Origin of the sequence: Agromyces sp. G08B096 (assembly GCF_040267705.1) — a bacterium.
In the GTDB taxonomy this organism is placed as follows: domain Bacteria; phylum Actinomycetota; class Actinomycetes; order Actinomycetales; family Microbacteriaceae; genus Agromyces.
This window is the reverse complement of the sequence record NZ_CP158374.1, coordinates 2,405,403-2,419,957: the sequence shown is the minus strand read 5'-3', so window position 1 is coordinate 2,419,957 and position 14,555 is coordinate 2,405,403. Positions and strand designations below refer to the sequence as shown.

15 protein-coding genes are annotated in these 14,555 nt (G+C 69.6%); 7 read left to right on the top strand and 8 right to left on the bottom strand.

The features are described 5' to 3' along the window. The first annotated feature begins 3 nt into the window (after positions 1 to 3). Positions 4 to 1,260, top strand: a complete 1,257-nt coding sequence (locus ABIQ69_RS11790; protein WP_350347313.1) for a hypothetical protein — start codon at positions 4 to 6, stop codon at positions 1,258 to 1,260. Here ABIQ69_RS11790 and ABIQ69_RS11785 read toward each other — a convergent pair. Genes ABIQ69_RS11785 through ABIQ69_RS11775 form a run of 3 tightly spaced genes read right to left on the bottom strand, consistent with a single transcriptional unit; the run spans position 1,220 to position 3,247 of the window. Continuing rightward, complete coding sequence (locus tag ABIQ69_RS11785; RefSeq protein ID WP_350347312.1) at positions 1,220 to 1,588, bottom strand: DUF2304 domain-containing protein; 369 nt, start codon at positions 1,586 to 1,588, stop codon at positions 1,220 to 1,222. The genes ABIQ69_RS11790 and ABIQ69_RS11785 overlap by 41 nt on opposite strands. Then, the gene (locus ABIQ69_RS11780; RefSeq protein WP_350347311.1) at positions 1,585 to 2,322 is read right to left on the bottom strand and encodes a glycosyltransferase family 2 protein; all 738 of its coding nucleotides are present in this window, start codon (positions 2,320 to 2,322) and stop codon (positions 1,585 to 1,587) included. The genes ABIQ69_RS11785 and ABIQ69_RS11780 overlap by 4 nt, the downstream gene beginning before the upstream one ends. 40 nt (positions 2,323 to 2,362) lie before the next feature. Further along, positions 2,363 to 3,247 (bottom strand): glycosyltransferase family 2 protein, encoded by an 885-nt coding sequence (locus tag ABIQ69_RS11775; RefSeq protein WP_350347310.1) that lies wholly within the window; start codon positions 3,245 to 3,247, stop codon positions 2,363 to 2,365. Positions 3,248 to 3,383: 136 nt separating this feature from the next. Between ABIQ69_RS11775 and ABIQ69_RS11770 the strand changes: the two genes are divergently transcribed. Further along, positions 3,384 to 4,385 (top strand): glycosyltransferase family 2 protein, encoded by a 1,002-nt coding sequence (locus ABIQ69_RS11770; RefSeq protein WP_350347309.1) that lies wholly within the window; start codon positions 3,384 to 3,386, stop codon positions 4,383 to 4,385. Positions 4,386 to 4,452: 67 nt separating this feature from the next. Next, complete coding sequence (locus tag ABIQ69_RS11765; protein WP_350347308.1) at positions 4,453 to 5,562, top strand: glycosyltransferase family 1 protein; 1,110 nt, start codon at positions 4,453 to 4,455, stop codon at positions 5,560 to 5,562. 41 nt (positions 5,563 to 5,603) lie between these two features. On the opposite strand, the gene ABIQ69_RS11760 is transcribed toward ABIQ69_RS11765, so the two are convergent. The 4 genes from ABIQ69_RS11760 to ABIQ69_RS11745 form a co-directional block, all read right to left on the bottom strand. Continuing rightward, a complete protein-coding gene (locus tag ABIQ69_RS11760; protein WP_350347307.1) occupies positions 5,604 to 6,326 on the bottom strand; it encodes a class I SAM-dependent methyltransferase in 723 nt (240 codons plus the stop codon). Between the two features lie 76 nt (positions 6,327 to 6,402). After that, complete coding sequence (locus ABIQ69_RS11755; RefSeq protein WP_350347306.1) at positions 6,403 to 7,713, bottom strand: O-antigen ligase family protein; 1,311 nt, start codon at positions 7,711 to 7,713, stop codon at positions 6,403 to 6,405. After that, positions 7,710 to 9,098: an O-antigen ligase family protein gene (locus tag ABIQ69_RS11750; RefSeq protein WP_350347305.1), complete on the bottom strand. Its 1,389-nt coding sequence runs from the start codon at positions 9,096 to 9,098 to the stop codon at positions 7,710 to 7,712. The genes ABIQ69_RS11755 and ABIQ69_RS11750 overlap by 4 nt, the downstream gene beginning before the upstream one ends. 48 nt (positions 9,099 to 9,146) lie before the next feature. Next, positions 9,147 to 10,325 (bottom strand): acyl-CoA dehydrogenase family protein, encoded by a 1,179-nt coding sequence (locus tag ABIQ69_RS11745; protein WP_350347304.1) that lies wholly within the window; start codon positions 10,323 to 10,325, stop codon positions 9,147 to 9,149. A 113-nt stretch (positions 10,326 to 10,438) separates the two neighbouring features. Between ABIQ69_RS11745 and manA the strand changes: the two genes are divergently transcribed. Beyond that, positions 10,439 to 11,695, top strand: a complete 1,257-nt coding sequence (gene manA, locus ABIQ69_RS11740; RefSeq protein WP_350347303.1) for a mannose-6-phosphate isomerase, class I — start codon at positions 10,439 to 10,441, stop codon at positions 11,693 to 11,695. Between the two features lies 1 nt (position 11,696). On the opposite strand, the gene ABIQ69_RS11735 is transcribed toward manA, so the two are convergent. Then, entirely contained in the window at positions 11,697 to 12,716 is a 1,020-nt protein-coding gene (locus ABIQ69_RS11735) for a helix-turn-helix domain-containing protein (protein ID WP_350347302.1), read from the bottom strand. Between the two features lie 97 nt (positions 12,717 to 12,813). Here ABIQ69_RS11735 and ABIQ69_RS11730 point away from each other — a divergent pair, with 97 nt between their 5' ends. The 3 genes from ABIQ69_RS11730 to ABIQ69_RS11720 all read left to right on the top strand — a co-directional run bounded on the left by ABIQ69_RS11730 (position 12,814) and on the right by ABIQ69_RS11720 (position 14,509). After that, complete coding sequence (locus ABIQ69_RS11730) at positions 12,814 to 12,966, top strand: hypothetical protein (protein WP_350347301.1); 153 nt, start codon at positions 12,814 to 12,816, stop codon at positions 12,964 to 12,966. Positions 12,967 to 13,059: 93 nt separating this feature from the next. Beyond that, positions 13,060 to 14,022: a UDP-glucose 4-epimerase GalE gene (gene galE, locus ABIQ69_RS11725; RefSeq protein ID WP_350347300.1), complete on the top strand. Its 963-nt coding sequence runs from the start codon at positions 13,060 to 13,062 to the stop codon at positions 14,020 to 14,022. A gap of 169 nt (positions 14,023 to 14,191) precedes the next feature. Beyond that, positions 14,192 to 14,509, top strand: a complete 318-nt coding sequence (locus ABIQ69_RS11720) for a WhiB family transcriptional regulator (protein ID WP_350347299.1) — start codon at positions 14,192 to 14,194, stop codon at positions 14,507 to 14,509. The last annotated feature ends 46 nt before the right edge of the window (positions 14,510 to 14,555 follow it).

The window sequence follows — 14,555 nt, the reverse complement described above, 5'->3', positions numbered from 1 at the left end:
TCGGTGGCTAGAGCCGGAAGCGCACTCGGCGGTGCTGGCTGGGTCCTCATCGGTACCGCAGTCGGTGGAGGCGCGGGATACCTCCTGTCCGCCTTCTCGGGGCCGGCGCTCGGCGCATCCACCTATGCCGTCTTCGCCGTCTTCTGGTCGGCGCTGTACCTCTGGGTGAGCGGCGCATCGGGCATTCAGCAAGAGGTGACCCGCAGCGCACACCGGAGCGATTCCCCGGGTGGAGACGCGACGAGGCGCTCGAGCAGACTCGCCATCGGATTCGCTGCCACGGCGGCGGCCACCGTCGCGGTGCTCGTGCTCGGCAGCTCACCGGTCTGGTCGCCATCGGTGTTCGGCGCAGACTGGACTTCGCTGATCTGGCCGCTCTCGTTCGGCGTCGCCTCGTATGTCATCGTGACCGTCGTCGCCGGCATCTTGTACGGACTGCAGTTGTGGCGCCCGATCGCGGCGATGGTCATCGTCGATGGCGTTCTGCGGCTCGTGCTCGCCGGTGCGTCGATGCTCATCAGCGGAGACGTCGTCGTCGTCGCCTGGGCGGTCGTCATCCCGTTCCTCATGGCACCGCTTCTCGTCTGGCCGTTCGCCGCCCGAGGGGTGCGTCGGCGCTTCGAGTTGGACGTCGATGCATCGCGGTTGATCGGAAACTCCCTTCGAACCGTGATCGGTGCAGCATCGACGGGTGTGCTCATCAGTGGTTTCCCACTCCTGCTCGGGGCGACGACCGGCGGTGCCGATGCCACGGAGTTCGCGCCGCTGGTGTTCGCGATCAATCTCACCCGTGCCCCCATCGTCGTCGTCGTGCTCGCCCTGCAGAGCTATCTGGTGGTTCGCTTCAAGACCTCCGCACGGAACGCTTTCCGGGACGCGGCGCGTCTCGTGGGCATCGTGGCCGTATTCAGCGGGATGGCCGCCGGCGTCGCGTGGATCTGGGGCGAGCAGCTGATGCTCGTCGCGTTCGGACCCGAGTTCGCGCTTCCCGGGTTCATTCTCGCGGGCGTCATCGGCTCGTCGGCGGCGATCGGGGCGTTGTGCGTGACTGGACCGCTCGTCCTCGCGCGCAACCGCCACTCGTTGTTCACGGCCGGCTGGGTCGTCGCCGCGGTCGCCACCGTCGGGCTACTGCTGCTCCCGCTGCCGCTCGTCGAGCGAGCGATCCTCGCGCTCTGGTTCGGCCCCATCGCGGGGCTGCTCGTACAGACGATCGGGCTCAGTGCGCGTCGTCGCTGGGCGCCGCCTCCAGGTCGCTGATCCGTTGGCGGGCGAGGGCCTGCTCCTCTGCGAGAATGCGCACCTTGTCCTCCAGGCGGGTCAGCTCGGAAGAATGCTGGATGCAGACGAGGAACAGCAGAACGAGGCTGACGAAGAAGATGAGGTTGGTCGGGATCTCGATGCCCACGACTCCCGCTGCCCACACGAGCACCTGGGGGAAGATCCCGATGATGAGTGCGAGGAATCCCGCGAGCAGCCACCAGACCGCGTGACGTTCGCGTAGTCGCCGGCGGCGAAGCAGCTCGATGACCACGACAAGGGTGGCGATGGCTGCCGCGATGCCGAGGACATAGGTGGTGACGCTCATGCGGTTGCCAGTTCCTGTCGCAGAGTCTCCCGCGGGCGCAACAAGGCAACGAGCAAGGCCATCCCCGCTCGACCTAGATAGATCGCCGCTTTGAGTGGATTGTGCGAGGGGACTCCGCCGGCCCGGGTGCGCATCGAGACCGCCACCTGACGAACGGTGCAGCCAGCTCGGAGTGCGATGACCAATGACTCGACGGTGTCGCCGAGATACTCGGCAGGGTAGGTGCGTGCGAAGAGTTCGAGAGCGCGAGGTCCGGTCGCGCGGAAACCGGAGGTGGTATCCGTGAGCTTCGTTCCGGCCAGCCGGCTCAGGCTGAGGGCGAGGACTCGCATGGCCCACCGTCGAGGTCCGCGTGCCTCGTACGCGCCCTCGCCGGCGAAGCGGGCGCCGAGGACGACATCGGCGGAGTCGAGCGCCTCGAGTAGCTCGGGGACCGCGGCGGGATCGTGCTGGCCGTCCGAATCGACCTGGACGACGTAGGAGAAGCCGTGCTCCAGCGCGTACTTGAAGCCGAGACGCATCGCGCCCCCGACGCCGAGGTTGAAGGGGAGCGCGAGCACGGTCGCTCCAGCCGAGGCCGCGACCTCCGCAGTGCGGTCGCTCGAACCGTCGTCGACGACCACGACGCTCGCCTCGGGGATGGCCGCGTGGACCTCGGCGATGACACCGGCGATCGCCTCCTGCTCATTCAGCGCGGGCAGCACGATCAGCGTGTGCTCGAGGCGGGAGGTCATGTGGAGATCCTATCAATCGGACCGGAAGGCACAGCGTCGCTCAGCGGCCGAAGACGTGCCTCGTGAGGTTCCGGCGACCCGCCTCGTTTCGGGTCCTCAGCGCCGACGGAAGCTCGGTGAGCGCGTTCAACCGGGACGAGAAGTGCCACCGAGCGGCAAGGGCTGCCCGCGTCCAGCCGGCCGAAGCGCACCGATCGGCCATTTCCCGGAACAGCGTCAGCTCCTGCAGGAACTTGGAGCCGTCCGGGCCGGTGACGGCCGACACACTCGTGGAGTGACGACGGTAGGCGAAGCACTCGACGTCGTCGAGTACGAGCGTCCCGCCGGCGAGGGTGATGTCCATCAGCATCGCCAGATCCTGCACCACGTCGAGATCGAGCCGGAACTCGTGGCGCCGCAGTTCAGAGACGCGCCAGCACAGCGAGGGGAAGTAGGTCCAGTTTCCGCGGAGCAGGCTCGTCGCGAGCTGCTGGCCTCTGTACGCGCGCGCGCCATGCCCCGAGAACCGGTAGAGCCGCTTCACCCGGTCTGCGAGCGGCCTCACCGGCCGGCTGTGCTCGTCGATCACGGTCACTCCGGGCTGGATGATCGAGGCGTCCGGGAACTCGGCGATGAGCTGCTTCACCCTGCGCACATATCCAGGAAGCATCACATCGTCGCAGCCCATGATGGTCGCGAACTCGCTCTCCGCGAGCGACACGCACTTGCGGTAGTTCCGGCTCGGACGGAGGTTGACCTCGTTCCGGATGTACTCGATGCGGGGGTCACCCAGAGATCGGACCCATTCGCCCGGTGCCGTGTCAGGGTAGACATCGTCGACGACGACGAGGCGCCACTCCGGGTCGTCCTGCGCGGTCACGCTGAGCACGGCCTCCCGGAGATGGTCGAACCGCCCGTAGAACGGCATGAAGATGTCGAGGCGCATTCATCCATGCTGACACACGACGGTCCGGGCCCTCGAACGCGGAATTGCACGGCGGCCGAGGTGGAGCGCCCGCTTGTAGCATTGAGCGAACCGTGTGTTCGAACCGGGTGCCGGGCCGTCGAGCGAGAGGAGCCGTGTGGGCGACGTACGCGACCGCGCGCTGCGCGTCTCCGTCGTCGTGGCCACGCACAACGGCACCCGCTTCCTGGAGTCCCAACTCCGGAGCATCCTGCGGCAGCAGCGGCCGATCGATGAAGTCGTCCTCTCGGACGATGCCTCGACGGACGGCACCATCGAACTCGCGCGAGCGACGATCGAGTCGTACCGGGACCCTACGCACCAGCTCGACCTCGTGGTGCTCACGAATCCGATCGCACTCGGCGTCACCCGCAACTTCGAGCGGGGGATGCGCGCTGCAACGGGGGACCTCATTGCATTGAGCGACCAGGACGACATCTGGAGGCCGGACCGCGTCGAGCGCGCGGTTCAGGTGTTCCGAGAACGGCCCGACGTTCTTCTCGTGGCCTCGGACGCCGAACTCATCGGCGCGGATGACGCCCCGCTCGGCAGGCGGCTCCTCGAGACGCTCGGCGTCGACGAGCGCACGCTGGCCCGTCTAGGTGCGGACTCCGCGGCCCGGGAGCTCCTGCGCCGAAACCTCGTGACCGGGGCGACGATGGTCGTCCGACGGCAGCTGGTCGAGCGGGCGACGCCGTTTCCAGTCTCGTGGGTTCACGACGAGTGGTTGGCCATCGTCGCCGCGGCGTCCGGGCGTATGGTCGTCCTCCCCGACGCGTTGATCGGGTATCGGCAGCACGACGCCAACCAGATCGGCGTCTCGCGCGCGAGCCTCCGCGACCGGATGTCGAGGCTGCGAACCCCGCGGACACCACGCAATGCCCGCCTGCTCGCTCGTGCTGGCGCGCTCGCTGCGCGCGCCCCCGAGATTGCTTCAGGTGACGAGGCCTTCATCGCAGCGGCGATCGACAAACTCGGCCATGAGCAGGTCCGCAGCACGCTGCCGGCGCCACGGCTTCGGCGAGTGCTGCCCGTGCTCCGGGAACAGCGGACGGGCCGTTACAGCGCTTACGGCAACGGCCCGCAGGATGTCTTGCGCGATCTGGTTCAGCCGCGTTGAACCGCATGGCCACCACGACCGATGGGAGAAGGGCACGATGAGGCCACGTTCAGGTGACGGGTTGTCCGTGCGCCCGCTGCATGGCAGCGACGCGCGCGTGCCGGTCGATGTCGGCGTGTCTCTGATGACGATGGTCGCCGGCGGCATGGGAGGCAGCGAAACGTATGCCCGAGCGCTCGTGGCCGGTCTCGCCCGTCGAGATGACGTGGCCCTTCGGGCTGCGACACCGGAGAACGTGGCTGTCGAAGGTGCCGTGTCGGTCCGAGGCATCGTCGCCCGTCCGTCGACGATCGGACGTCTGCGCGCGATCGCGTCCTCCGTCCTCCTCGGACGCCGCGTGCGCGCCGCCTTGGCCGATGCTGCAGTCATTCACTACCCGTTCACCGTCGCAGCACCCCGCGCGCGTCGAAACCAGGCGACAGTGATCACGGTGCACGATGTCCAGCACAAGGAACTGCCCCGGCTGTTCAGCCCGCTCGAGCGGCTGTTCCGAGTATTCGCATACGATCGACCGGCACGACGGGCCGACCTCGTCATCACGATCAGCGAGTTCGCGAAGGCGGGCATCGTCCGGCACCTGGGTGTCGACACGGCGCGTGTCCAGGTCGTGCCGCTCGGGGTCGACACGTCGTCGTACCAGCCGAACCTCGGCGAGCGGGCGGCCTTCGTCCTTTACCCGGCACGGGGCTGGCCGCACAAGAACCACGTTCGTCTCGTGGAAGCCATCGAACTCCTGCGGCGCGATCGTCCCGGCCTCCGCCTCGTGCTCACCGGAGGCGATCTCGAGCGGCTTGGGGACTTCCCGGACTGGGTGGACGTTCGCGGGCTGGTTTCAGGGGAGGAGCTTCGAAGGCTGTACCAGGATGCGTCGGTGCTCGCGTTCCCCAGCCTTTACGAGGGTTTCGGTCTCCCGCCGCTCGAGGCGATGGCGTCCGGCTGCCCGGTGGCGGCGTCGAACGCCGGCTCGATTCCGGAGGTCTGCGGCACCGCTGCGGTCTATTTCGATCCGCATGACCCGGTCGATATCGCGCGCGGAATCGGCGACGCGATCGACCAGACCAAGGAGCTCCAGCGCGCCGGGCTCGCGCATGTCGCGTCGTTGACGTGGGATCGCTGCGTCGATGGCCATGTCGAGGCATACCGGAAGGTCGTGTCGGGCCGCGCCCTTGGGAGCTAACTGCTCGGTGCCCGTGAGCGGCGCGCCAGCGATGTTCAGGCTCAGACGGGAGAACGGCGCCGGAGGACGCAGACGACGCTCGATGTGGACAGCACTACGCGCAGGTCGGGGAAGAAGAGCGCCTTCGCAACCCCTGCATAGATCTTGATGGCGACGCCTGCCGTGTACTTGTGCAGTCCGTGGATGATGGATGTCGAGAAGCCTCGACGCCGAACTCCCCGGACACGCGCGAGCTCCAGCGCCGCCTCACGCGCGTAGTACTCCATCTTCAGCACGCCGATGTCGTTCACGTGGGTGACATCTCCGTGCTGCAGCGGATTTCCGATCCACGTGTCCACGTTCGGGAAACGCAGCACGATGCGCCCTCCAGGAGCCAGCTTCGTCGCGAGCGAACGCAGGAATCCGACGCTCTCAGAGGGTGGGATGTGCTCGAAGACGTCGAACGCGACGATGAGGTCGAACGCGGCGTCGGGCAGCGCTCCGAGGTCCGCGGCATGGTGGGCGTCGAAGCCCGCTTCCCGCGCGATCGCGACGAGATCCGCGAGGAGCTCGGTCCCGGTGACGGTCCAGGACCGCGATGCGCAGTACGCGAGGAATGCGCCGTTCCCGAAGCCGACCTCGAGGACGCGCAGGTCGCCGCGCAGGTTGATCACATCGCGCAATTCGCTGTCGTAGTACTGCACGTCGCCGGGCTTGAGCTTGGCGAAGTCGGTGCCCCAACCCTTCCAGACGAGATAGGGATCCGCCTCGTCGCGCTCGCTCATCCTCATCCCAACATCTTTGCCTACGACCCCATGCTGCGCACCCGCCGTGGCGATTCCGTATGCGCCGGCCGCTCCTTCAGCTAGCGTTCTTTGGACGCCGCGTGGGAGTTGCAGGCGCCAGCGCATCCCGCCAGCTCATGTCCCGCGCGGCCTTCACCGCGCACACCACGAGCAGCATCCACCCGCCCTCGACGATCGCGAAACTCTCGGCGAACGAGGTCACGGCGATGACGACGAGCATGAGGGCCGGCCAGAGGTACACGGGGCTCTTCCGAGTCGACGCGAGCAGCCAGGCGCGCACGAGGGCGACGCCGACGAGTGCGACGAAGAGCAGCACGCCGATGACGCCGACCTGGAAGTACACGTCGATGTAGGCGCTGAGGGCCGACGCGTGGTCGCGCCCGGTCATGGTCTCGATCCAGAGGTACGGGACGCGGCCCGGCCATTCGCCGACCCAGCCCCAGCCCTGGAGCGGGTTGAGTGCGAGGTATCGGGATGCTTCGCGCCAGAGGTCGAGGCGCACGTCGAACTCGGCGCGGGCGTCGAGCAGTTCGATGATGCGGATCCGCAGGAGCCAGCCGATGACGAGCGCGGCGATGCCGCCCGCGATGAGGGCGATCTGCCAGCGCCAGCGGGTGGCGGGGGCGGCGCGGCGCAGGCCGTAGAGGGCGGCGAGGGCGACGAGTGCGGCTCCGAGGGCGACCCAGGTGGTGGGCGACCCCGAGAGGATGATGCAGAGGCCCGCGAGCACCACGGACGCGAGCGCCTTCCCGCGCCGGGAGATCTTGGTGCGCCACTCGATGATGAAGGTGAGCAGGGCGATGAGCGCGACGAAGCCCAGCATGTTGCGCGTGCCGAAGACACCCTGGATGGGGCCGAGCTCGGCGAGGTCGCCCTGGATGCCGAGGAACGTGATCGGGAGGTCGAGGAGGATGCCGGAGAGCACCTCGAGGGCGAGGGAGAGGCCGAGCAGCAGCCGCATGACGTCGCCGAAGGCGCGGACGATCTGGATGGTGTCGCGCATGAGCGCGACGTACACGCCGAGCACGCCGAAGGCGATGAGGTAGGCGACGCGGGTCGCGACGAGCCAGCTCGTGTCGCTCCAGATGACCGATGCCGCGCACCAGGCGACGAACACGAGGATGGTGAGGGGCAGGATGCCGTACCACTCGACGGCGGGCCAGCGGGCCACGAGGGAGAAGCCCGCGAGGACGATGAGCGTGGCGAGGGCGGCGATCAGCCCCGGCCAGCCGATGAGGGCGGTGATCGCGTGGGTCGAGAAGGCGAGGCCGATGGCGAGGAGCGCGACGGCCTGGGCGAACCGAGCCGAGCCGACGGCTTCGCGTGCCGACTGCCACATCCGCGCTCCGGGCCGCTCGTCGGTCATCGGGCGGGCTGGACGTCGGTGCTCGGCCGCTCGTCGTCGAGGCGGGGACGCGCGGGCGCGGCCGGAAGCGGCTCGGGCGCCCATTGCCGTCGCTTCGTCGCCCAGGCGATCGCGAGCAGCACGGCGAATCCGCCTTCGACGAGGAGGCGGCTCTCGGCGAGGCTCTGTCCGATGAGGGCCACCAGTACGAGCAGCGGCACGAGCGACGCGGCCGAGTACGGCAGGGGGCGGCCCGAGGCATCCATCGGGCGGTCGACGGCGAGGAACCAGGATCGCCACAGCGCGCCGATCACGACGGAGGCGAACGCGATCACGCCGATCACGCCGAGCTGCACCCAGACGTCGAGCCAGGCGTTGTGCGCCTGCAGGTACACGACGCCCTTGCGTTCGGCGAGGTCGTTGAACGGCTCGACCCAGGGCATCCAGTAGCTCATCCAGCCCCAGCCGGCCCACGGGCGTTCGGTCGCGAGGCCGATGACGGCGTTCCAGATGTCGAACCGGCCGGTGACGTCCTCGCTCTTGCCGAACAGCGCCAGCAGACGCCCCCAGAACACGATGAGCAGGGTGCCGGATGCCACGAGCCCGAGGACGGCGGTGAGATAGACGGGGCGGCGCCGGTCGGGGCCGACGCGCCTGGCCCAGGCGGCGAAGCCCCAGGCGGCGAGCACGAGTCCGGCGACCAGGATGACCGTGGCCGACCTGGTGAGCACCAGGGTGAGACCGGCGACGACGAGCCAGCCGATGCCCTGCGCGCGGCGGATGCTGCCGGCCGCGAGCAGGGCGCCGAAGACGATGACGCCGAGGAGGGCCGTCATGGCGAGCAGGTTCCGGCTTGCGACGATGCCCTCGATGGGCCCGCCGTCGAAGAGCAGCGCGCGCGACCAGTAGAAGGCCATGGGGATCTTCTCGCCCGATTCCGCGTAGGCCGCGGGATCGAAGTCGGGGAACACGGGCAGCACCGGCCGGCGGACGACGATCGCGACCCACAGCTCGAACGCGATCGACAGGCCGAGGATCCACTTCAGTGCCCCGGCGAGGGCGCCGACGAAGCGGTCCCATGGCAGGCACAGCGCGAGCGCGACCCCGGCGAACGCGGTGAGGAGCGTGGAGGCGACGGCCAGCGCCGAGGAGGCCGGGTACGCGGACCAGGCGATGGAGAGCGCCGCGATGCCGAGGAAGGCGAGCGTCGATTTCGGCACCCGCCGCCAGTTCCACGCCGGCTTCGCGGTGACGACGAGCCAGACGATGCCGGAGAGCACGAGGAGCGCCACGGCGCCGAAGCCCCACCAGCCGAGGAGGTTGCGCCAGAACTGGCCGGCGAAGAGGGTGAACAGCGCGAACGTCGCGACGGCGCCGGTGAGGGCGCGGCGACGGGCGGGGGTCATGCGGTCAAGGCTATCGCGGCCGGGCGGGCAGCGCCCGGCCGGCTCCGATCAGACGAACGCCGCCTCACCGGTGATCGCGCGGCCCACGATGAGGGTGTTCATCTCGCGGGTGCCCTCGTACGAGTACAGCGCCTCCGCGTCGGCGAAGAAGCGGGCGACGTCGTACTCGAGCACGATGCCGTTGCCGCCGCAGACCTCGCGCGCCCACGCGACGGTCTCGCGCATGCGCGAGGTGGCATACGCCTTGGCGAGGGCCGAGTGCTCGTCGCGCAGCTCGCCGGCGTCCTGCATCTGCGAGGCGCGCACCACCATGCCGAGCGAGGCGGTGATGTTGCCGATCGCGTTCACGAGGTGCTCCTGGACGAGCTGGTGCGAGGCGATCGGCCGGCCGAACTGCACGCGGTCCTTGGCGTAGGCGAGCGCGGCCTCGTAGGCACCGATCGCGGTGCCGACAGCCGCCCAGGCGACCTCGGCGCGCGTCGCGCGGAGCACCGCGGCCGTGTCGCGGAACGAGTTCGCGTTCTGCAGCCGGAGCGACTCGGGCACGCGGACGTCGGTGAGGGCGATGTCGGCGTTCTGCACGGGTCGCAGGCTGATCTTGCCCTCGATCTTCGTCGCGGTGTAGCCGGGGGTCGAGGTCGGGACGATGAAGCCCTTCACCTGTCCGTCGGCCTCGTCCTTCGCCCAGATGATCGTGATGTCCGAGAAGGTCGCATTGCCGATCCAGCGCTTCGCGCCGTTCAGCACCCACTCGTCGCCCTCGCGCCGGGCCGTGGTGCGCAGGCCCCGCGCGGAGTCGGACCCGGAGGTCGGCTCGGTGAGGCCGAATGCGCCGATGACCTCGCCCGAGGCGAGCTTGGGGATCCACTCCGCCCGCTGCTCGGCCGAGCCGGCGAGCGAGATCGACCCGGTCGCGAGGCCGTTCTGGACCCCCACGAACGTGCCGACGGAGGCATCCACCCGGGCCAGTTCGAGGGCCACGAAGCCGCGGAACACCGCCGAGTTCTCGAACGGCTTCGTCTCCCCCCACGCGTAGGAGAGGACGCCGAGCTCGGCGAGCGGCTTCACGACCTGCATCGGGAACTCCGCGCGCTCCCAGTACCCGCCGATGATCGGCTTCACGTCGGCCTCGAGCCACGCGCGGAGCCGACCGAGCGCCTCGCGCTCCTCGTCGGTCAGCAGGCGCTCGTACGAGTAGAAGTCGCTGGCGAGCGGTTCGAAGGTCATGGCAGCTCCTGTGCATCGATGCGTCGACGGATGCCCCGAGCCTATGCAGCCCCGTCGATGCCGGACGAAGCCGTTGTAGGTTGGGGCGAATGGCCTGAAAGGACGTCCGCTGCATGTTTGTCGCGATCCGCAACACTCCGCGTGACTACGCGTGGGGTTCGACCAACGACATCGCCGCGTTCCTCGGCACCGCTCCGTCCGGAGGCCCGGAGGCCGAGCTCTGGCTCGGCGCGCACCCCGGTTCGCCCGCCCGGATCGTCGACCCCGCGCAGACCGGCGGGGCAGCCGATCTCGCCGAGTGGATCGCCGCAGACCCCGAGCGTGCGCTCGGGCCGGGGCTCGGGGCATCCGGTCGTCTGCCGTTCCTCTTGAAGCTGCTCGCCGCCGGCGGTCCGCTGTCGCTCCAGGCGCACCCGACTCCCGAGCAGGCGCGGGCGGGGTTCGCCCGCGAGGAGGCCGACGGCGTCGCGATCGACGCCTACGACCGCAACTACAAGGACGCGTTCCACAAACCCGAGCTCATCGTCGCCGTGAGCGAGACGTTCGACGCCCTGTCGGGCTTCCGTCCCCTCGCCGAGGTGCGAGCCGTTCTGGCCGCACTCCGGCAGGCGGATGCCGCGGACGAGCAGCCCGATCCCGGCGCCCTCGACCTGCTGGAGTCCCATCTCGCGGGGGAGGACGGGCTCGAGCGGACGGTCGAATGGCTGCTGCAGGATGGTCGCGGCGGCGACACGGGACAGGCGTCGTGGGTGGTGGAGCGCGTCGTCCGGCTCGCGCCGGCCGCGTCGGCGGCGGCACCCGGCCTCGCGCGGTCGTTCGAGACGGTCGGCGAGCTCGCCGAGGCGTACCCCGGCGATCCGGGCATCGTCATCTCGCTGCTGCTCAACCGCGTGCGGCTCGCCCGCGGCGAGGCGCTGTACCTGCGCGCGGGCAACATCCACGCCTACCTCCGCGGACTCGGGATCGAGCTGATGGCCGCGAGCGACAACGTGCTGCGCGGCGGCCTCACACCCAAGCACATCGACGTGAGCGAGCTCGTCGACGTGCTCGACTTCACCCCCATCGAGCCGCCGCGGCTCGAGCCCGAGGCGACCTCGCCCGGCGTGCGCACGTTCCGGCCCGACGTGCCCGACTTCGTCCTGCACCGCGTGGAGCCCGGCGCCTCGGAGGCGCGGATCGTGCTCGACGGCCCGGCGATCGTCCTCGCCGAGGGGGGGGCCGTCCGGCTCGACGGCGCTGCTGACGCGATCGACGTGCCGCGCGGCGGCGCGGTCTACGTCACGCCCGACGAGCGGGAGCTCGTCGTCACCGGTGCCGGGGTCGCCTGGGTCGCGACGACGGGCGCCGGGATCGGGGCATCCCTCGAGTGAGTCAGCCGGCGGCGATCAGCTCGTGCTGAGCACCGGCGGCTGCGGCCACGCGAGCCGGTGAGCCCGCGGCGGCGGTTCGCACGCCGAACAGCCGGCGGTACGCCGTGGGCGTCGTCTGCAGGACCTTCAAGAAGTGGTGGCGCATGACGGCCGCCTGACCGAACCCGGCCTCGCGGGCGATCTCCTCGAGCGTCAGGTCGGTCTCCTCGAGCAGCTGCTGGGCGCGGAGGAGCCGCTGCCGGTTGAGCCAGGCGTTCGGCGTCGTGCCCGTCTCGGCCCGGAACTTCCTGGCGAACGTGCGGGGCGACATGAGCGCCTTGCGGGCGAGGCGGTCGACGGTGAGGTCTTCGTCGAGGTGCTCCAGCATCCATTCGGTGATGCGCGCGAACGAGTCGCTGCGGTACTCCACGACGGGGGTCTGGATGAACTGGGACTGCCCGCCGTCGCGCTGCGGAGGCACGACCATGCGCCGGGCGACGATGTTGGCGGCGGACTGTCCGAGCTCGGTGCGCACGATGTGCAGCGCGGCGTCGATGCCGGCGGCGGTGCCTGCGCCGGTCACGACCTTCCCGTCCTGCACGAAGAGCACATCCGGGTCGACCTCGGTGTCGGGGAACAGCTCGGCCATGCGGTCGGTGTACATCCAGTGCGTGGTCGCGCGGCGGCCGCGGAGCACCCCGGCGTGCCCGAGCGTGAAGGAGCCGGAGCAGACCGACAGCACCCAGGCGCCACGGTCGACGGCGTCACGGACGACCTCGAGCACGCGCTCGTCGGGCGCCTGGTCGATGAGGGAGGCCGGGACCGCGACGAGATCGGCGGTGCGCGCGGCGTCGAGCCCTTCGTTCACGACGATGTCGAAGCCGAGCTTGGTGCGAACGGGGCCGGGGTCGGCGGCGACGACGTGGAAGTCGAAGGTGGGGCCGCCGTGCTCGCGCCGGTCGATGCCGAAGACCTCGCAGATCACGCCGAATTCGAACGGCGCCATCTGGGGGAGGGCGATGCAGGCGATGGTCTGGAGCATGGGTCCTCCGGCGGGCGGTGCGTATTGGCAGGATTACGTCGTTGCTTGGTCACTCTGCCACTGTCGGCAGGATGTCGCAAGCCGTAGTTTTTCTGCCATGACCACGATCATCGTTCTGCTGCTGCTCATCACCCTTTTCGTCTGGGGCCTCGTCGCCACCATCCGGGTGCTCGTTCGCGACGGATACGGCCGCCTCCCGATCCCCGATCCCACGCGCGACCCGAGGCACCGCTCGCTCGTCGACGCGTGAGCCCGGCTCCTGCACCCGCCGCGGCCCGGTGCCTCCGGAGTCGCCCCGATACGATCGGGGAGGCTCCGGAGGCACCGGGCCGGAAAGGGTGAGATGAGCTGGCTGGTCACCGGAGGCGCCGGATACATCGGCGCGCACGTCGTGCGCGCATTCCAGGCGAAGGGCATCGAGACCGTCGTGATCGACGACCTCTCCTCGGGTCGGCGCGCCTTCCTCCCCGACGGCACGCCGTTCGTGCAGGGCACGATCCTCGACGGACCGCTCCTCGAAGACACGTTCTCCCGGTTCCCGATCACGGGCGTCGTCCACCTCGCCGGCTTCAAGTACGCGGGCGTCTCGGTGCAGCGCCCCCTGCACACCTACCAGCAGAACGTCACCGGCACGACGACCCTGCTCGCCGCGATGGCCGAGCGCGGCGTGGAGCGCATCGTCTTCTCCTCGAGCGCAGCCGTCTACGGCACGCCCGACGTCGACCTCGTCACCGAGGCCACCGAGAAGCACCCCGAGTCGCCGTACGGCGAGTCGAAGCTCATCGGCGAGTGGCTCCTCGCCGACCAGGCCAGGGCGACGGGGCTCGCGCACACCTCGCTCCGCTACTTCAACGTCGTCGGCTCCGGCAGCGACGAGATCTACGACGTCAGCCCGCACAACCTCTTCCCGCTGGTCTTCGACGCGCTCCTCGAGGGCCGGACGCCCCGCATCAACGGCGACGACTACCCGACGCCCGACGGCACCTGCGTCCGCGACTACATCCACGTCGCCGACCTCGCCGACGCGCACGTCGTCGCCGCCGAGCGCCTCGATGCCGGCGCGCCGCTCGAGCCCGTCTACAACCTCGGCTCCGGCGACGGCGTGTCCGTGGGTGAGATCATGCACGCGGTGGCCGAGGTCACGGGCATCGCCTTCCAACCGGAGATCGGTCCGCGCCGGACCGGCGACCCCGCGCGCATCGTCGCGTCGGGCGAACTGGCCGCGCGGGACCTCGACTGGCGCATGCGGCACACCCTCGAAGACATGGTCCGGAGCGCCTGGGAGGCCCGTCGCGCCGCGGCGTGAGGCATCCCATCATCACAACTGCGACACGCTCGCGGCGTGTCGCGGCGCGTGCGAAGCCTCCAGCGATGATTGAAGGTTTATTGTTCGCGACTTGACGCCTCCGAATTACACCGGTGTAATTGTCCTGACACGCCCCCGTGGCGGTCGGTACAACTGGGTGGGAGACGATATGGGCAATCCTGAATATCGTTCTGGGGTACCTGAGGATTGGTTCGTCGATCCGGTTCGCCTCGGCGTTCCGGGCGTTCGGGGGAACGTCGACGATGATCCGCTGGCCTGGCAGAGCGACGCGCTGTGCGCGCAAACCGATCCGGAAGCCTTCTTCCCTGAGAAGGGCGGATCGACCCGCGACGCGAAGAAGATCTGCACGGGCTGCGAAGTCCGGGCCCAGTGCCTCGAGTACGCGCTCGCGAACGACGAGCGGTTCGGGATCTGGGGCGGGCTCTCCGAGCGCGAGCGGCGCAAGCTCCGCAAGCGCGCGGGCTGACGGCACCCCGACGGACGTCGCGTGCCGCGGACGATCGGTTCGCGGC